Annotated in this window: 16 protein-coding genes and 1 tRNA gene; 14 read left to right on the forward strand and 3 right to left on the reverse strand. The window is 68.8% G+C overall.

All coding sequences use genetic code 11. The features are described 5' to 3' along the window. The 3 genes from ACFWI4_RS26870 to ACFWI4_RS26880 form a co-directional block, all read left to right on the forward strand. Positions 1-516, forward strand: a 516-nt coding sequence (locus ACFWI4_RS26870) for a TetR/AcrR family transcriptional regulator (RefSeq protein WP_387200983.1), incomplete at its 5' end; no start/stop codon positions are given. Positions 517-617: 101 nt separating this feature from the next. Next, positions 618-2,099, forward strand: coding sequence for a DHA2 family efflux MFS transporter permease subunit (locus ACFWI4_RS26875; protein WP_387200986.1), 1,482 nt, complete (start codon positions 618-620; stop codon positions 2,097-2,099). 160 nt (positions 2,100-2,259) lie between these two features. Further along, complete coding sequence (locus ACFWI4_RS26880) at positions 2,260-3,315, forward strand: UDP-N-acetylmuramate dehydrogenase (RefSeq protein ID WP_387200989.1); 1,056 nt, start codon at positions 2,260-2,262, stop codon at positions 3,313-3,315. A 52-nt stretch (positions 3,316-3,367) separates the two neighbouring features. Here ACFWI4_RS26880 and ACFWI4_RS26885 read toward each other — a convergent pair whose 3' ends face one another. Beyond that, positions 3,368-4,000 (reverse strand): NAD(P)-dependent oxidoreductase, encoded by a 633-nt coding sequence (locus tag ACFWI4_RS26885; protein WP_387200992.1) that lies wholly within the window; start codon positions 3,998-4,000, stop codon positions 3,368-3,370. 132 nt (positions 4,001-4,132) lie between these two features. Here ACFWI4_RS26885 and ACFWI4_RS26890 point away from each other — a divergent pair, with 132 nt between their 5' ends. Beyond that, the gene (locus tag ACFWI4_RS26890; RefSeq protein WP_387200994.1) at positions 4,133-4,789 is read left to right on the forward strand and encodes a TetR/AcrR family transcriptional regulator; all 657 of its coding nucleotides are present in this window, start codon (positions 4,133-4,135) and stop codon (positions 4,787-4,789) included. Between the two features lie 15 nt (positions 4,790-4,804). On the opposite strand, the gene ACFWI4_RS26895 is transcribed toward ACFWI4_RS26890, so the two are convergent. Both ACFWI4_RS26895 and ACFWI4_RS26900 read right to left on the reverse strand, forming a co-directional pair. Continuing rightward, on the reverse strand, positions 4,805-5,836 hold the full coding sequence (locus ACFWI4_RS26895) for an adenosine deaminase (RefSeq protein WP_387200997.1): 1,032 nt from the start codon (positions 5,834-5,836) through the stop codon (positions 4,805-4,807). Between the two features lie 172 nt (positions 5,837-6,008). Then, positions 6,009-7,235 carry a pyridoxal phosphate-dependent aminotransferase gene (locus ACFWI4_RS26900; RefSeq protein ID WP_387200999.1) on the reverse strand — a complete coding sequence of 409 codons (1,227 nt, stop codon included), beginning with the start codon at positions 7,233-7,235 and terminating at the stop codon, positions 6,009-6,011. Between the two features lie 247 nt (positions 7,236-7,482). Between ACFWI4_RS26900 and ACFWI4_RS26905 the strand changes: the two genes are divergently transcribed. The 10 genes from ACFWI4_RS26905 (at position 7,483) to rpoB (ending at position 17,960) form a co-directional block, all read left to right on the forward strand. Next, positions 7,483-7,555 (forward strand) — tRNA-Trp (locus ACFWI4_RS26905). A 109-nt stretch (positions 7,556-7,664) separates the two neighbouring features. After that, on the forward strand, positions 7,665-7,946 hold the full coding sequence (gene secE, locus ACFWI4_RS26910; protein ID WP_103549158.1) for a preprotein translocase subunit SecE: 282 nt from the start codon (positions 7,665-7,667) through the stop codon (positions 7,944-7,946). 77 nt (positions 7,947-8,023) lie between these two features. Continuing rightward, positions 8,024-8,890: a transcription termination/antitermination protein NusG gene (gene nusG / locus ACFWI4_RS26915; RefSeq protein ID WP_387201002.1), complete on the forward strand. Its 867-nt coding sequence runs from the start codon at positions 8,024-8,026 to the stop codon at positions 8,888-8,890. A 191-nt stretch (positions 8,891-9,081) separates the two neighbouring features. Beyond that, positions 9,082-9,516, forward strand: coding sequence for a 50S ribosomal protein L11 (gene rplK / locus ACFWI4_RS26920; protein ID WP_037627044.1), 435 nt, complete (start codon positions 9,082-9,084; stop codon positions 9,514-9,516). Between the two features lie 92 nt (positions 9,517-9,608). Then, positions 9,609-10,334, forward strand: coding sequence for a 50S ribosomal protein L1 (gene rplA / locus ACFWI4_RS26925; RefSeq protein WP_385404779.1), 726 nt, complete (start codon positions 9,609-9,611; stop codon positions 10,332-10,334). A 215-nt stretch (positions 10,335-10,549) separates the two neighbouring features. Beyond that, positions 10,550-11,491 carry a hypothetical protein gene (locus ACFWI4_RS26930; RefSeq protein WP_387201006.1) on the forward strand — a complete coding sequence of 314 codons (942 nt, stop codon included), beginning with the start codon at positions 10,550-10,552 and terminating at the stop codon, positions 11,489-11,491. Between the two features lie 131 nt (positions 11,492-11,622). After that, positions 11,623-12,483 (forward strand): DUF1396 domain-containing protein, encoded by an 861-nt coding sequence (locus ACFWI4_RS26935; protein WP_387201008.1) that lies wholly within the window; start codon positions 11,623-11,625, stop codon positions 12,481-12,483. A 320-nt stretch (positions 12,484-12,803) separates the two neighbouring features. Continuing rightward, positions 12,804-13,334 (forward strand): 50S ribosomal protein L10, encoded by a 531-nt coding sequence (gene rplJ, locus ACFWI4_RS26940; RefSeq protein ID WP_037627039.1) that lies wholly within the window; start codon positions 12,804-12,806, stop codon positions 13,332-13,334. 109 nt (positions 13,335-13,443) lie between these two features. Continuing rightward, the gene (gene rplL, locus ACFWI4_RS26945; RefSeq protein ID WP_361676750.1) at positions 13,444-13,827 is read left to right on the forward strand and encodes a 50S ribosomal protein L7/L12; all 384 of its coding nucleotides are present in this window, start codon (positions 13,444-13,446) and stop codon (positions 13,825-13,827) included. Positions 13,828-14,474: 647 nt separating this feature from the next. After that, the gene (rpoB, locus tag ACFWI4_RS26950; protein WP_385404787.1) at positions 14,475-17,960 is read left to right on the forward strand and encodes a DNA-directed RNA polymerase subunit beta; all 3,486 of its coding nucleotides are present in this window, start codon (positions 14,475-14,477) and stop codon (positions 17,958-17,960) included. Positions 17,961-18,023: the final 63 nt, after the last annotated feature.

Here is an 18,023-nt window from a genome sequence, read left to right on the forward strand (position 1 = left end):
ACCGAGTTCGCCCGTGGTGGCTATCACGGCACGAGCACCGAGGCGATCGCCAAGCGCGTCGGGGTCTCGCAGCCGTATCTCTTCCGGCTCTTCCCGGGCAAGAAGGCGATCTTCCTCGCCGCCGCCGAGCGGTGCGTCGAGGACACCATCCAGACCTTCCAGGAGGCCGCCAAGGGCCTGGAGGGCGAGGAGGCGAAGCACGCCATGGGGGACGCGTACGTCGAGGTCATCGCGGAACGGCCCGAGCGGCTGATGATGCAGATGCAGATGTACGTCGCCGTGGCCGCCGCCGAGCAGGAGGGCGACCACGAGTTCGGCGAGGCCGTGCGGGCCGGCTGGACGCGGCTGTGGGACGCCGTGCACCTGCCGCTCGGCGCGGACCCGGGCGCGACCACGTCGTTCCTGGCGACCGGAATGCTCATCAACACGCTCGTGGCGATGGGCTTCCCGTCCGGGCACCGGGTGTGGGAGGGGCTGTTCTCCGGTCCCGGGGCCGTCTGCGGGCCCGAGGAGTAGGCGGGGAGCGGCCGCCGGGTGCCGAGGCTCCCGGTCCGCGTATTTCCCTGATCATTGAAGTTAGTCATCAATAACTAACCATCGATCTCTCTGGGGGAGAGATGTCACAGCAGACCGAGGCCGAAGCACGCCGCGGGGGCGCCGCCTGGGCCCTCCTCATCACCAGCGTCGCCGGATTCATGGCGGCCCTCGACAATCTCGTCGTCACCACCGCCCTGCCCTCCATCCGCAAGGATCTCGGGGGAGCGCTGGGCGACCTGGAATGGACCGTGAGCGCCTACACGCTCACCTTCGCCGTCCTGCTGATGTTCGGCGCGGCGCTCGGCGACCGGTTCGGCCGCCGCAGGCTCTTCCTGGTCGGCCTGAGCGTCTTCACCGGCGCCTCGGCCGCCGCGGCCATGGCCCCCGGCATCGACTCGCTGATCGCCGCCCGCGCGGTCCAGGGGGTCGGAGCGGCGATCATGATGCCGCTGACCCTGACCCTGCTGACCGCCGCGGTCCCCGCCGCCAGGCGCGGGATGGCGTACGGGATCTGGGGCGCCGTCAACGGACTCGCGGTCGCCTCGGGGCCCCTGATCGGCGGCAGCCTCACCGAGCACGTCTCCTGGCACTGGATCTTCTGGCTGAACGTCCCGCTCGGCCTCGCCGTGCTCCCGCTCGCCCGGTTGCGTCTGTCCGAGTCGTACGGCACCGGCGCCCCGCTCGACTTCCCCGGCACCCTGCTCGCCAGCGGCGGCCTCTTCGGGATCGTCTACGGTCTGGTCCGCGGGCCCGCCGACGGCTGGACCAGCGGGCTCGTCCTGACCGGTCTGATCGCCGGTGGCGTCCTGCTCGCCGGGTTCGTCGTCCACGGCACCCGGGCGAAGAACCCGATGCTCCCGATGCGGCTCTTCCGCTCCCGCGCCTTCGCCGGGATCAACGCGGCCAGCCTGCTGATGTTCCTCGGGATGTTCGGTTCGATCTTCCTGCTCAGCCAGTACATGCAGGGCGTCCTCGGCTACTCGCCGACCGAGGCGGGGCTGCGGATGCTCCCCTGGACCGGCATGCCGATGCTCGTCGCGCCGATCGCGGGCATCCTGTCCGACCGCATCGGCGGCCGCCCGGTCGTCGCCACCGGCCTCTTCCTCCAGGCCGTCGGCCTCGGCTACATGGCCGTCGTGGCCACCACCCACGCCTCCTACGGCGCTCAGCTGCCCGCTCTGATCATCAGCGGTGTCGGCATGGCGCTGTACTTCGCCCCGGCCGCCAACCTGGTCATGTCCAGCGTCCGCCCGCAGGAGCAGGGAATCGCCTCCGGCGCCAACAACGCGCTGCGCGAGGTGGGTGGCGCCCTCGGCGTCGCGATCATGTCGTCGATCTTCGCCGCCCAGGGCGGATACGAATCCGGGCAGGCCTTCGTGGACGGACTGCGGCCTGCGCTGGTCACCGGCTCGGCGGTCGTGGCCGTGGCCGGAATCGCCGCCCTGCTGATCCCGGCCGGGCGCCGCACCGCGCCGAGGACGGCGGACGCGGCCGGGACCGGCTCCGGCTCCGGCTCCGGCTCCGCCGAGCCCGCCCCGGTGCTGGAGACCGCCGACCGCTGAGCACCGGGCACGCGCGCGTACGGGTCCCGTCCACCAGGGCGGGGCCCCGCGCGCGTGCCCCGCGACCGTCGCCCCGTTCCTCCCGTCGCCCCTGCCACCCCGACACCCGGGCGACCCCGCGCGCCCGGAGTGGTCGGTGCCGTCTCGTACTCTTGGGCCCGTGCAGGAACTCCACGATGCCCCGCTCGCCCCGCTGACCACCTTCCGGCTCGGCGGTCCGGCCGCCCGGCTGATCACCGCCACGACCGACGCCGAGGTGATCGCCGCCGTGCGCGAGGCCGACGACGCCGGTACGCCGCTGCTGCTCATCGGCGGCGGATCGAACCTGGTCATCGGCGACAAGGGCTTCGACGGGACCGCCCTGCGCATCGCCACGAAGAGCTTCTCCCTCGACGGCACGAACCTGGAGCTGGCCGCGGGCGAGGTGTGGACCGACGCGGTCGCGCGCTCCGTCGAGGCCGGTCTCGCCGGGATCGAGTGCCTCGCGGGCATCCCCGGCTCCGCCGGCGCGACACCGATCCAGAACGTGGGGGCGTACGGCCAGGAAGTGTCGTCGACGATCACCGAAGTGATCGCCTACGACCGCACGACGCGCGAGACGGTCACGCTGACCAACGCCGAGTGCGCGTTCTCGTACCGCCACAGCCGCTTCAAGGCCGACCCCGAGCGCCATGTGGTGCTGCGGGTGCGGTTCGGCCTGGAGGACGCGCGGGGGCTGTCGGCGCCGGTCAGGTACGCCGAGACGGCCCGTGCGCTCGGGGTGGAGCCCGGCGACCGTGTGCCCCTCGACGCCGCCCGCGAGACCGTGCTGAAGCTGCGGGCCGGGAAGGGCATGGTGCTCGACCCCGAGGACCACGACACCTGGTCCGCCGGATCGTTCTTCACCAACCCGATCCTCACGGACGAGGCGTTCGCCGCGTTCCGCGCGCGCGTGGAGGAGCGGCTCGGCGCCGACGCGGTGGCACCCGCGTACCCGGCAGGCGAGGGCCTGACCAAGACCTCCGCGGCCTGGCTGATCGACAGGTCGGGCTTCACCAAGGGCTACGGCACCGGGCCCGCCCGAATCTCCACCAAGCACACCCTGGCCCTGACCAACCGGGGTACGGCGACCACCGAGGACCTCCTCGCGCTGGCCCGCGAGGTCGTCGCCGGTGTCCACGAGGCCTTCGGGATCACCCTCGTCAACGAGCCGGTGACGGTGAACGCCGGCCTCTGAGAGGCACCGGGAGTCCGGGCACCCCGGACAAGGCGCGTGGCCTAGTGCCGCACTAGTAGGCGAGGCCCACGCCCTGCTTCACGGTTGCCGGGTCGTCGGTCATCGCCAGCATCGCGTGGGCCACGTCGGCCCGCCCGATGAGACGGCCCCGGGACGGGAAGCCCCCGACGACCGTGCGGTACGAGCCGGTCAACGGCTTGTTCTGGAGCCGGGGCGGGCGGACCACGGTCCAGTCCGTGGCGCTCGCCGCCAGCTCGCCCTCCATCTCCCGCAGGTCGGTGTAGACGTCCTTCAGCAGGGCCGAGATCAGGCCCAGCATCGCGCGGTCGACGAGGGTGTCGTCCTCGGGGCCGGGGCCGACCGGAGCCGCGCTGACGACCAGCAGCCGCCGCACCTGCTCCGCCTCCATCGCGCCCAGCACCGTACGGGTGAGCCGGGCCGCGACCCCGGCGTCCTTGCGGCGGCGCGCGCCGAGACCGGACAGGACCGCGTCCCGGCCCGCGACGGCCGGGCGCAGCGACTCCGGGTCGCCGAGGTCCGCGCGGAAGACCTCCAGATTCGCGCCCGTGACGGTGAGCCGCGCGGGGTCCCGTACGACGGCCGTGACCCGGTGGCCCGCGCCCAGCGCCTGCCGGACGATCTCCTGGCCGATGCCTCCGGTGGCACCGAAAACGGTGAGTTCCATGACCTGCTCCCCTGGGAGGTGAGGTGGAGACGTGGTGGGTGAGTGTTCACTCACCCTTGCTCCCTCTAGAGTGAGTAAGTACTCACCCACCCGTCAAGCCCAGGAAGGCGGGTCATGGAATCCTTGGGCCCCATGCAGCAGAAATCCGCCACGGAGAGCACTCCGCCGAAGCCCGCCAGGATCCGCATCCTCGACGCGGCGCACGAGCTGATGCTCACGCTCGGCCTCTCCCGCGTCACCACCAAGGAGATCGCCCGGGCGGCCGGCTGCTCGGAGGCGGCGCTCTACAAGTACTTCGCGAGCAAGGAGGAGCTGTTCATCCGGGTCCTCCACGAGCGCCTGCCCCAGCTCGGCCCGCTCCTGGAGCGGCTGACCGCCGAGCCGCGGGAGCACTCCCTGGAGGAGAACCTCACGGAGATCGTCCGCCAGGCGTCCCTCTTCTACGAGCAGAGCTTCCCGATCGCCGCCTCCCTGTACGCGGAGACGCAGCTCAAGCGGCGTCACGACGAGGCCATGCGGGCCATGGGCGCGGGCCCCCACATGCCCATCAGGGGGCTCGCCGCCTATCTGCTGGCGGAGCAGCGGGCCGGGCGTGTCCAGCCGGACACCGACACCTACGCGGCCGCTTCACTCCTTCTGGGGGCGTGCGCGCAAAGGGCGTTCGCCTACGACGCCACCCAGGAGGGCACGCCGCCGGCCCTGGACGAGTTCGCCCCGTCGCTCGCCCGCACCCTGCTAGCCGGCCTGGCCCCCCGGGACCGGGGCACCGCGCCCGGGGAAGGGTCCTAGGGCGTCGGACAGGCCCTAGGCGGCCAGCCAGTCGTCGACGCCGGACAGGAGTTTCGTCCGGACGTCCTGGGGCGCGGCCGAGGCGCGGATGGACTGCCGGGCCAGTTCGGCCAGTTCCTGGTCGGTGAAGGCGTGGTGGCGGCGGGCGATGTCGTACTGGGCGGCGAGCCGGGAGCCGAAGAGCAGCGGATCGTCGGCGCCGAGGGCCATCGGCACGCCCGCTTCGAACAGAGTGCGCAAGGGGACATCGGCGTGCTTCTCGTAGACGCCGAGGGCGACGTTGGAGGCGGGGCAGACCTCACAGGTCACCCCGCGGTCCGCGAGACGCTTCAGCAGCCGGGGGTCCTCGGCGGCCCGCACCCCGTGGCCGATCCGGGAGGCGTGCAGGTCGTCCAGGCAGTCACGGACCGAGGCGGGCCCGGTCAGCTCGCCCCCGTGCGGCGCGGACAGCAGCCCGCCCTCGCGCGCGATGGCGAAGGCCCGGTCGAAGTCCCGCGCCATGCCCCGCCGCTCGTCGTTGGAGAGCCCGAATCCGACGATCCCCCGGTCCGCGTACCGCACGGCGAGCCGGGCCAGCGTGCGGGCGTCCAGGGGGTGCTTCATCCGGTTGGCGGCCACCAGGACGCGCATCCCGAGCCCGGTCTCCCGCATCGCCGAGTCGACCGCGTCCAGGATGATCTCCAGGGCCGGGATCAGCCCGCCCAGGCGCGGGGCGTACGAGGTCGGGTCGACCTGGATCTCCAGCCAGCCCGAGCCGTCCTTGAGGTCCTCCTCGGCCGCCTCTCGCACCAGGCGCTGGATGTCCTCGGGCTCTCTCAGGCAGGACCGGGCGGCGTCGTACAGGCGCTGGAAGCGGAACCAGCCGCGTTCGTCGGTGGCCCGCAGTTTCGGCGGTTCCCCGCTGGTCAGCGCCTCGGTCAGCGTCTCGGGCAGCCGCACACCGTACTTGTCGGCGAGCTCCAGCACGGTGCCGGGGCGCATGGACCCCGTGAAGTGCAGGTGCAGATGGGCCTTCGGAAGTTCACTGACATCACGTACGCGCTCCATCCGGAGATCCTGCCCCACGCGCACGGCGTGCCGGTAGGGCTTTCCCTGATCGGGCGCTTGCCCGAACACACGGACGGGGGCCGGTCACTCCGTGAGTGACCGGCCCCCGCACGCGCGCGTGGAGCGCGACGGCGTCACCGGCGCCCCGGAGGGCGCGGGCGGACGCCCGAGGTCAGTCCGTCGCCTCGGCCAGCAGCTTCTGGATCCGGCTGACGCCCTCGACGAGGTCCTCGTCGCCGAGCGCGTACGACAGGCGCAGATAGCCGGGCGTGCCGAAGGCCTCGCCCGGGACGACCGCGACCTCGGCCTCCTCCAGGATGAGCGCGGCCAGCTCGACGGTGTCCGCGGGGCGCTTGCCGCGGATCTCCTTGCCGATCAGGCCCTTCACCGAGGGGTACGCGTAGAAGGCGCCCTCGGGCTCGGGGCAGAGCACGCCGTCGATCTCGTTCAGCATGCGCACGATGGTCTTGCGGCGGCGGTCGAAGGCCTCGCGCATCTTCGCGACGGCCGCGAGGTCGCCGGAGACGGCGGCGAGCGCGGCGACCTGGGCCACGTTCGAGACGTTGGAGGTGGCGTGCGACTGGAGGTTGGTCGCGGCCTTGATGACGTCCTTGGGGCCGATGACCCAGCCCACGCGCCAGCCGGTCATGGCGTACGTCTTGGCGACGCCGTTGACGACGATGCACTTGTCGCGCAGCTCGGGCACCACGACGGGCAGCGAGTGGAACTCGGCGTCGCCGTAGACCAGGTGCTCGTAGATCTCGTCGGTCAGGACCCACAGGCCCTTCTCGGCGGCCCAGCGGCCGATCTCCTCGATCTGCTCGCGCGTGTAGACCGCGCCCGTCGGGTTGGACGGGGAGACGAAGAGCAGCACCTTGGTGTTCTCGGTGCGGGCGGCCTCCAGCTGCTCGACCGAGACGCGGTAGCCGGTGGTCTCGTCGGCGACGACCTCCACCGGGACACCGCCGGCGAGACGGATGGACTCCGGGTAGGTCGTCCAGTACGGCGCCGGGACGATGACCTCGTCGCCCGGGTCGAGGATCGCGGCGAAGGCCTCGTAGATGGCCTGCTTGCCGCCGTTGGTGACGAGGACCTGGGCGGCCTCCACCTCGAAGCCGGAGTCGCACAGCGTCTTCGCGGCGATCGCGGCCTTCAGCTCGGGGAGCCCGCCGGCCGGCGTGTAGCGGTGGTACTTGGGGTTCGAGCAGGCCTCGATGGCGGCCTGGACGATGTAGTCCGGGGTCGGGAAGTCGGGCTCACCGGCGCCGAAGCCGATCACCGGACGTCCGGCGGCCTTGAGTGCCTTGGCCTTGGCGTCCACGGCGAGGGTGGCGGATTCGGAGATCGCGCCGACTCGGGCGGAGACCCGGCGCTCGGTGGGAGGGGTTGCAGGGCTCATGGGACCCATCGTTTCAGACCGGAAACACCCCCGGCACGCGGGTTTCACGGACTGAACAACGGCAGAACATCCGTCCGGATCCGTGCGCCCCACCAGTGGATCTTCGACATGGTGAGCCCGTACGGACACTTTCTGTTCGACGCCCGGCTTCGGACCACGTACACTCTCACCTCGTTGGCCTTCACCGGCCGCACTCACCCGGTGCACACCGAGCACCCGGGCGGATGCGGTACGTTGGGGATGACAAAGGGTCGTAGCTCAATTGGTAGAGCACTGGTCTCCAAAACCAGCGGTTGGGGGTTCAAGTCCCTCCGGCCCTGCTTCACACACCTTTCGCCAGGATGTGTGCGCATGTACGTACTGCAATGCACCGCCGTGCGGCTCAACCGGGCGCGGCACGGTCACGACCCGGGAATCAGGTGAGGACGAGTGACGGACGCCGTGGGCTCCATCGACATGCCTGATGCCGAGGCGCCGGAGTCCAAGAAGAAAGCCCGCAAGGGCGGTAAGCGTGCCAAGAAGGGCCCGCTGAAGCGCCTTGCCACCTTCTACCGCCAGATCATCGCGGAACTCCGGAAGGTTGTCTGGCCGACTCGCAATCAGCTGACGACTTACACCACAGTGGTGATTGTGTTCGTCGTCATCATGATCGGCCTGGTCACCGTGATTGACTATGGGCTCAACCACGCCGCCAAGTACGTCTTCGGCTGAGCCGAGAGCGAAGGGCGCCGTCACCGGCGCCCCTTTCGCGCGTTCCAGCCCCATGTAACAAGGAAGAAGCAGCCACCGTGTCTGACCCGAACCTGAACGACGCCTCCGAGTCGGTCGAGTCCGTTGACGACGAGCTCGAGATCGTCGAGGGAGCGGACGTCGTGGACGAGTTCGAGGCTGCCGATGCCGCCGCCGGCGAGAACGCCGAGGAAGCGGCCCTGCACGTCGAGGACGAGTCCGGTGAGGACGTCGAGGACGCCGCCGACGAGTCCGACGAGGACGAGGACGCGTCCGAGGAGGCCGAGCCCGAGGTCGAGGCCGAGCCCGTCGACCCCGTGACCGCCCTGCGCGAGGAACTGCGCCTGCTCCCCGGCGAGTGGTACGTCATCCACACGTACGCCGGTTACGAGAACCGCGTGAAGACCAACCTCGAACAGCGTGCCGTCTCGCTGAACGTCGAGGACTTCATCTTCCAGGCCGAGGTGCCGCAGGAAGAGGTCGCGCAGATCAAGAACGGCGAGCGCAAGACGATCAAGCAGAACAAGCTCCCGGGCTACGTCCTGGTCCGCATGGACCTGACGAACGAGTCCTGGGGTGTCGTCCGCAACACTCCCGGTGTCACCGGCTTCGTGGGCAACGCCTACGACCCGTACCCGCTGACCCTGGACGAGATCGTCAAGATGCTCGCGCCGGAGGCCGAGGAGAAGGCCGCCCGCGAGGCCGCCGAGGCCGAGGGCAAGCCCGCGCCGCAGCGCAAGGTCGAGGTCCAGGTGCTGGACTTCGAGGTCGGCGACTCGGTCACCGTCACCGACGGTCCGTTCGCGACCCTCCAGGCCACCATCAACGAGATCAACGCCGACTCGAAGAAGGTCAAGGGCCTCGTCGAGATCTTCGGCCGCGAGACCCCGGTCGAGCTCTCCTTCGACCAGATCCAGAAGAACTAGCTCCTTCTGGACGTACGTCTTCCGAACAGGTCAGACGGGCTGTCACAGCCGGTCTGACCTGCTCGGTTTTTAGCCGCGCACAGATACCCGTTATCGTTGTGCGGTATGCCTTCATCCGGATCTTTCCTGGTTGAAGGCAGCCGTCCGGGGCGACTCGGACGTAGGAAGGCGAAAACGAAAGAGGACCCGGAATGCCTCCCAAGAAGAAGAAGGTCACGGGGCTCATCAAGCTCCAGATCAACGCCGGTGCGGCGAACCCGGCCCCGCCGGTCGGCCCCGCGCTCGGTCAGCACGGCGTCAACATCATGGAGTTCTGCAAGGCCTACAACGCGGCGACCGAGTCGCAGCGTGGCTGGGTCATCCCGGTGGAGATCACGGTCTACGAGGACCGCTCCTTCACCTTCGTGACCAAGACTCCGCCGGCCGCCAAGATGATCCTCAAGGCCGCGGGTGTCGAGAAGGGCTCCGGCGAGCCGCACAAGACCAAGGTCGCCAAGATCACCGAGGCGCAGGTCCGCGAGATCGCCACGACCAAGATGCCCGACCTCAACGCCAACGACCTGGACGCCGCTGCGAAGATCATCGCCGGCACCGCCCGTTCCATGGGCATCACGGTCGAGGGCTGACACCCACCTTCAGGAACCATGCGGCCTCGGCCGCACGTGGCAGGGCCTGCTCGGCCCGCACCACGACTCCTCAGAACACAACAGGAGCAGTAGTGAGCAAGCGCAGCAAGTCTCTCCGCGCTGCGGACGCCAAGGTCGACCGGGACAAGCTCTACGCCCCGCTCGAGGCCGTCCGTCTCGCCAAGGAGACCTCCACGAGCAAGTTCGACGGCACCGTCGAGGTCGCCTTCCGCCTGGGTGTCGACCCGCGCAAGGCCGACCAGATGGTCCGTGGCACCGTGAACCTGCCGCACGGCACCGGCAAGACCGCCCGGGTCCTGGTCTTCGCGACCGGTGACCGTGCTGCGGCCGCGGAGGCCGCGGGCGCCGACATCGTCGGCTCCGACGAACTGATCGACGAGGTCGCGAAGGGCCGTCTGGACTTCGACGCCGTCGTCGCCACCCCGGACCTCATGGGCAAGGTCGGCCGCCTCGGCCGCGTGCTCGGTCCCCGTGGTCTCATGCCGAACCCCAAGACCGGCACCGTGACCCCCGACGTCGCCAAGGCTGTCACCGAGATCAAGGGTGGCAAGATCGAGTTCCGCGTCGACAAGCACTCGAACCTGCACTTCATCATCGGCAAGGTGTCCTTCGACGACGCCAAGCTGGTGGAGAACTACGGCGCCGCGCTCGACGAGATCCTTCGTCTGAAGCCGTCGGCCGCCAAGGGTCGCTACATCAAGAAGGCCGCGATCAGCTCGACGATCGGCCCCGGCGTTCCCGTCGACCCGAACCGCACCCGCAACCTCCTCGTCGAGGAGGACCCGGCCGCCGTCTGAGCCCCTGGCTCACCCCGGTGACCGCGTCGCGCACGCGTATCTGAACGGGCCCCGCAACCTTTCGAGGTGCGGGGCCCGTCCTCATGTCCGGAGGTCTTCCCGCGGTGATGCCCGGGGACCTCTCCGGGGCGGTCGTCCCGGCCGGGAATCCGGGTACGGGTGTCAGTGGGCCGCGCTAGCGTGCGGTTCACAGAGTTCTCATAGGGGTGGGGCGAATGAACAGCATCATGGTGCGCCGACTGACGGTCTCGATCGCGGCGGCGACCGCGCTGGCGGGGGTGGCGGCCTGCAACTCCTCCGGCGGTACGGGGAGTTCGGGCGACAAGGCCGGCCACAGGAGCGCCACGCGGGTCAGCCCCGTCGCGGCCCTGCGCTCGGCGGAGAAGTCCACCGACGGCGCCGACTCCGCGCGGATCGAGTCCACGACGACCATGGGCACGCTGATGTCCATGAAGTCGGGCGGAACCATGGCCTGGGGCGACGGCTTCACCGGGGACATGACCATCACGTACACCGGCGGCACGATGGCCGACACGATGCACAAGATGGGCACCGACTCCATGGAGGCCCGCTATCTGTCCGACGCCTACTACGCGAAGATGGGCGACGCCTTCGCCCGGCAGGCGGGCGGCAAGCACTGGATCAGGTACGGCTACGACGACCTGGCGAAGATCGGGGGCGGCTCCGGCGCCCTCCTGAAGGACCAGATGCAGAACAGCTCGCCGAACCAGTCGGTGAAGCTCCTGCTGGCCTCCGGCGACGTCAAGAAGGTCGGCGAGGAGACGGTCCGAGGACAGCGGACCACGCACTACGCGGGCACGGTGGACGTCAGCGACCTCGCCGCCCGGAGCTCCCACCTCACCGCGAGCCAGCTCGCCGACATGAAGAAGCAGCTCACCACGGCCGGCATCACGACCGAGGACCTGGACATCTGGGTCGACTCCAAGGACCTGCTCGTCAAGGCGGTCTCCAAGGCCGAGATGTCGAGCGGCACGATGTCCTCCACGACGTACTACAGCGACTACGGGGTGAAGGTCTCGGCCGCGGCGCCCCCGGCCGGCGACACGGAGGACTTCAAGGACCTCCTGAAGGCGCAGGGCATGACGCCGGGCAGCGGCGACACGGCGACCGGTTCCGGCAGCGGCTCCCCCTCCTGAGCCTCCCGCCGGCCCTCCCCGAGGCGCCCGCGCACGACGGAGCCGGGTGGAAACCCAGGTGATCGCCGGAATCTCCTGGGCTACGCTCACGCCGAATCTGTGAGTAGTACATCTGTTCCTTGGGGGGAACCTTGAAGCTTTCTGTGAACCACGCGGTCCGGCGCCGGGCGACCGGGGCGGTCCTCGCGGCCCTGCTCCTCGGCGGGGGCGTGGTGGGCTGTTCCAAGGGCGCCGGGGACCAGTCGCCCGCGCTCACGCCCGCCGCGGCCGTGGCGAAGGCGGCGAAGCGGACCGAGGACATCACCTCCCTCCACTACCGGATGACCGGCACGGTCCCGGGAGAGGGCCGCGTCAGCGGCGAGGCCGCGATGAGCATGAAGCCGCTGGCCATGAGCATGAAGATGACCGCCGAGGACCAGGCCACCGACGGTCCCGTCGAGATCCGGCTCGTGGGCAAGGCGATGTACATCGGCGGGGGCCTCAAGGCCGCCAAGGAGATGGACGGCAAGAGCTGGATCAAGTTCGACATGTCCGCCCTCGGTGCGGACAAGGAGCTGAACACGGACCAGCTCGGCGGCGGCCAGGCCGACCGGAACCCCGCCACCGAGTCCACCTTCCTGACCGGCTCCAAGAACGTGAAGAAGGTCGGGTCCGAGACCGTCGCCGGGGTCAGGACCACCCACTACCGGGGGACGGTCACCCTCGACGACTTCCGCAAGTCGCTCAAGGGCCAGGACAAGGCCACGCGCGAGAAGCGCGAGAAGGCCCTCGACCAGTACACGAAGATGGGCATCCGCACGTTCACGATGGACATGTGGATCGACGGCGCCGACCACACCAAGCAGTTCCGGATGCGGGGGACCGCCGACAAGGGTCCGCTGGACATGACCGTCACCTTCCTCGACTACAACAAGCCCGTGACCGTGACCGCCCCGCCGGCCAAGGACACCGTCGACCTCGCCGGGATGATGAAGGGCGTCCAGCAGGGCTGATCCGCCCCGCCCGGGCGCGAGGGGACGCCGGCGGCTGGGCCGTTCGGCCGGATTTGCTTGACGGCGTCCCCTTCACGTACGCTCCTCGAGAAGCCAAAGACCGCTGGTCGTTGCCACGTGCTCGCAAGAGGACGGGGTGACCGAAGGATCCGCACCGCGGACGACCCGCGCAGGTGATCGTGGATGTGTTCCCGGAGTTCGTACGCCCAGCGTGCGGAGGAATCCGGTCGAGCTACGCCCCGTGCGCCTGCGCCGGGGCGTTTTTGTTGTGTCGGCCCCTTCTGAGCGGTCCTCATCACCCGGAAGGAGGCCGACGCTCTATGGCAAGGCCCGACAAGGCTGCCGCGGTAGCCGAGCTCGCGGACCAGTTCCGCAGCTCGAACGCCGCCGTGCTGACCGAGTACCGGGGTCTCACCGTGGCGCAGCTCAAGACGCTGCGCCGTTCGCTCGGTGAAGACGCCCAGTACGCCGTGGTGAAGAACACGCTGACCAAGATTGCGGCCAACGAGGCCGGGATCTCGACGCTCGACGACCTGTTCAACGGTCCGACGGCGGTCGCCTTCATCTCCGGTGACCCGGTGACGTCGGCGAAGGGTCTTCGTGACTTCGCCAAGGACAACCCCAACCTCGTCATCAAGGGCGGTGTCCTTGACGGCAAGGCGCTGTCCGCCGACGAGATCAAGAAGCTTGCGGACCTTGAGTCCCGCGAGGTTCTGCTCGCCAAGCTGGCGGGTGCCTTCAAGGGCAAGCAGACGCAGACTGCTCGCCTCTTCCAGGCCCTGCCCTCGAAGTTCGTCCGCACCGCGGAGGCGCTTCGGGTCAAGCAGGCCGAGCAGGGCGGTGCCGAGTAATTCGGCTCGCGCATTGACCGCCGCCTGAGGCGACGGTCGTAGCGGGCCGAACGTACGCCCGCCTCACCAGTACATCCGGCACCTGCCGAATTAGTGGAAGGACGCCATCATGGCGAAGCTGTCCCAGGAAGAGCTGCTCGAGCAGTTCGAGAACCTCACCCTCATCGAGCTCGCCGAGTTCGTGAAGGCCTTCGAGGAGAAGTTCGACGTCACCGCCGCCGCGGCCGTCGCCGTTGCCGGCCCCGCCGTCGCCGGTGCGCCCGCCGAGGCCGCTGAGGAGCAGGACGAGTTCGACGTCATCCTCACGGGTGCCGGCGAGAAGAAGATCCAGGTCATCAAGGTCGTGCGTGAGCTGACCTCCCTGGGTCTGAAGGAGGCCAAGGACCTCGTCGACGGCGCTCCGAAGCCCGTCCTCGAGAAGGTCGCCAAGGAGGCCGCCGAGAAGGCTGCCGAGTCCCTCAAGGGCGCCGGCGCCTCCGTCGAGGTCAAGTAACTCGACGAGTCCCCCGAGGACTCCTGTGAAGCTGTCACAGCCGCTCCCGTAGCGCTGTAACGCTGACGCACCGAAGAGCGATCACCCAACTGGGTGGTCGCTCTTCGGCGTTCAGGGGATCCTTCCAGGGGCCTGAAGCGGCAGCCTTGCGCTGCAGGCCGCGACGAGTATGGTGATCTTCGTTGTGCCTCCGACCACCCCGTGACAGGCAGAGGGACGGGTTGCAAGACGGGCCGCACGTGACGATCGCGGCACTTGCTTTGGGCATGGGGGGCCTTGACGAACCGCACGCAGCGCGCAATTCTCAGGACGCGTCGTCACAACGATCCGTATCCGAGGCATGGATCGCTGACGAAGAGGGCAGTATCGATGTGCATTGAGGGCGTGGCTTGCCGCAGGTGTTGAGAACAGTGAGAGTCTCAAAAAACAGGGACTGGACATCAGTGGGCCTAGTGGCTACACTGACCCTTTGCGCTGCCTGTTAGCTGCCTCCTGCCCGTCACCAGGGGCATGCCCGTGTTTGACCATCGACTGTTGGATCATCTCTGACCTGGCCTTCATCGGCCGGATCGGGAACGGTTCGACGCTTTGTCCGACATGGGACCGGTACGCGCGTAGTGAGTCCGAGCCCTCGGAAGGACCCCCTCTTGGCCGCCTCGCGCACTGCCTCGACCGCGAATACGAACAACGGCGCCAGCACCGCCCCGCTGCGCATCTCCTTTGCAAAGATCAAGGAGCCCCTCGAGGTTCCGAACCTTCTTGCGCTGCAAACCGAGAGCTTCGACTGGCTGCTCGGCAACGACGCGTGGAAGGCTCGTGTCGAGGCGGCTCTGGACAGCGGACAGGACGTCCCCACCAAGTCCGGTCTGGAGGAGATCTTCGAGGAGATCTCCCCGATCGAGGACTTCAGCGGGTCGATGTCCCTGACGTTCCGCGACCACCGCTTCGAGCCCCCGAAGAACTCCATCGACGAGTGCAAGGACCGCGACTTCACGTACGCGGCCCCGCTCTTCGTCACCGCCGAGTTCACCAACAACGAGACCGGCGAGATCAAGTCCCAGACGGTCTTCATGGGCGACTTCCCGCTCATGACCAACAAGGGCACCTTCGTCATCAACGGCACCGAGCGTGTCGTCGTGTCGCAGCTGGTCCGCTCGCCGGGTGTCTACTTCGACTCCTCCATCGACAAGACGTCCGACAAGGACATCTTCTCGGCCAAGGTCATCCCCTCCCGGGGCGCCTGGCTGGAGATGGAGATCGACAAGCGCGACATGGTCGGTGTCCGCATCGACCGCAAGCGCAAGCAGTCCGTCACCGTCCTCCTGAAGGCTCTCGGCTGGACCACCGAGCAGATCCTCGAGGAGTTCGGCGAGTACGAGTCCATGCGCGCCACCCTGGAGAAGGACCACACCCAGGGCCAGGACGACGCGCTGCTGGACATCTACCGCAAGCTGCGTCCGGGCGAGCCGCCGACCCGCGAGGCCGCGCAGACGCTTCTGGAGAACCTCTACTTCAACCCGAAGCGCTACGACCTCGCCAAGGTCGGCCGGTACAAGGTCAACAAGAAGCTGGGCGGCGACGCCCCGCTCGACGCCGGGATCCTGACCGTCGAGGACATCATCTCGACGATCAAGTACCTGGTGAAGCTGCACGCCGGTGAGACCGAGACCGTTGGTGACAACGGCACCTCGATCGTCGTCGAGACCGACGACATCGACCACTTCGGCAACCGTCGTCTGCGCAACGTCGGCGAGCTCATCCAGAACCAGGTCCGCACGGGTCTGGCTCGTATGGAGCGCGTCGTCCGCGAGCGCATGACGACCCAGGACGTCGAGGCGATCACGCCGCAGACCCTGATCAACATCCGGCCGGTCGTCGCCTCCATCAAGGAGTTCTTCGGCACCAGCCAGCTGTCGCAGTTCATGGACCAGAACAACCCGCTGTCGGGTCTCACCCACAAGCGCCGTCTGTCGGCTCTTGGCCCGGGTGGTCTCTCCCGTGAGCGGGCCGGCTTCGAGGTCCGTGACGTGCACCCGTCGCACTACGGCCGCATGTGCCCGATCGAGACCCCCGAAGGCCCGAACATCGGTCTGATCGGCTCGCTCGCCTCCTACGGCCGCGTGAACGCGTTCGGTTTCGTCGAGACGCCCTACCGCCGGGTCACCGACGGTGTCGTCACCGACGAGGTCGACTACCTCACGGCCGACGAAGAGGACCGGTTCGTCATCGCGCAGGCCAACGCGCCGCTGACGGACGAGCTCCGCTTCGAGGAGTCCCGCGTCCTGGTCCGCCGTCGTGGCGGAGAGGTCGACTACGTCCCCGGTGAGGACGTCGACTACATGGACGTCTCCCCGCGCCAGATGGTGTCGGTCGCGACCGCCATGATCCCGTTCCTGGAGCACGACGACGCCAACCGTGCCCTCATGGGCGCGAACATGATGCGCCAGGCCGTTCCGCTCATCAAGTCCGAGGCGCCGCTGGTCGGCACCGGCATGGAGTACCGCTGCGCGGTCGACGCCGGTGACGTCCTGAAGTCGGAGAAGGACGGTGTGGTCCAGGAGGTCTCCGCGGACTACATCACCACCGCCAACGACGACGGCACGTACACCACGTACCGCCTGCACAAGTTCTCCCGGTCGAACCAGGGCACCTCCGTCAACCAGAAGGTTGTCGTGGACGAGGGCGCCCGCGTGATCGAGGGCCAGGTCCTGGCCGACGGTCCCGCGACCGAGGACGGCGAGATGGCCCTCGGCAAGAACCTGCTCGTGGCGTTCATGCCGTGGGAAGGCCACAACTACGAGGACGCGATCATCCTGTCGCAGCGCCTCGTGCAGGACGACGTCCTCTCCTCGATCCACATCGAGGAGCACGAGGTCGACGCCCGTGACACCAAGCTGGGCCCCGAGGAGATCACCCGGGACATCCCGAACGTCTCCGAGGAGGTCCTCGCCGACCTCGACGAGCGCGGCATCATCCGTATCGGTGCCGAGGTCGTCGCCGGCGACATCCTCGTCGGCAAGGTCACGCCCAAGGGTGAGACCGAGCTGACGCCGGAGGAGCGCCTGCTGCGCGCGATCTTCGGTGAGAAGGCCCGCGAGGTCCGTGACACCTCCCTGAAGGTCCCGCACGGCGAGATCGGCAAGGTCATCGGTGTCCGCGTCTTCGACCGTGAAGAGGGCGACGAGCTGCCGCCGGGCGTGAACCAGCTGGTTCGTGTCTACGTGGCGCAGAAGCGCAAGATCACGGACGGTGACAAGCTCGCCGGCCGCCACGGCAACAAGGGTGTCATCTCGAAGATCCTGCCGATCGAGGACATGCCGTTCCTGGAGGACGGCACCCCGGTCGACATCATCCTCAACCCGCTCGGTGTCCCGTCCCGAATGAACCCGGGACAGGTGCTGGAGATCCACCTCGGCTGGCTCGCCAGCCGCGGCTGGGACGTCTCCGGTCTCGCGGACGACTGGGCGCAGCGCCTCCAGGCCATCGGTGCCGACCAGGTCCCCCCGCGGACCAACGTCGCCACCCCGGTCTTCGACGGTGCGCGCGAGGACGAGCTCGCGGGTCTGTTCGAGCACACCCTGCCCAACCGCGACGGTGACCGTCTGGTCCTCCCGTCCGGCAAGGCGAGGCTGTTCGACGGCCGCTCCGGCGAGCCGTTCCCGGACCCGATCTCGGTCGGGTACATGTACATCCTCAAGCTGCACCACCTGGTCGACGACAAGCTCCACGCCCGCTCGACCGGTCCGTACTCGATGATCACCCAGCAGCCGCTGGGTGGTAAGGCTCAGTTCGGTGGCCAGCGCTTCGGTGAGATGGAGGTGTGGGCGCTGGAGGCGTACGGCGCCGCTTACGCCCTCCAGGAGCTGCTGACGATCAAGTCCGACGACGTGACCGGCCGCGTGAAGGTCTACGAGGCCATCGTCAAGGGCGAGAACATCCCCGAGCCCGGCATCCCCGAGTCCTTCAAGGTGCTCATCAAGGAGATGCAGTCCCTGTGCCTCAACGTGGAGGTGCTGTCCTCGGACGGCATGTCCATCGAGATGCGCGACACCGACGAGGACGTCTTCCGCGCGGCGGAGGAGCTCGGCATCGACCTGTCCCGGCGCGAGCCGAGCAGCGTCGAAGAGGTCTGACGGGAGTCCGGCCGGGCCTTGACCGCCTGTGGAAAAGGTGATCAAGGCCCGCCGGCCCCAGGA

Source organism: Streptomyces sp. NPDC127038 (assembly GCF_042725875.1).
Taxonomy (GTDB): Bacteria; Actinomycetota; Actinomycetes; order Streptomycetales; family Streptomycetaceae; genus Streptomyces.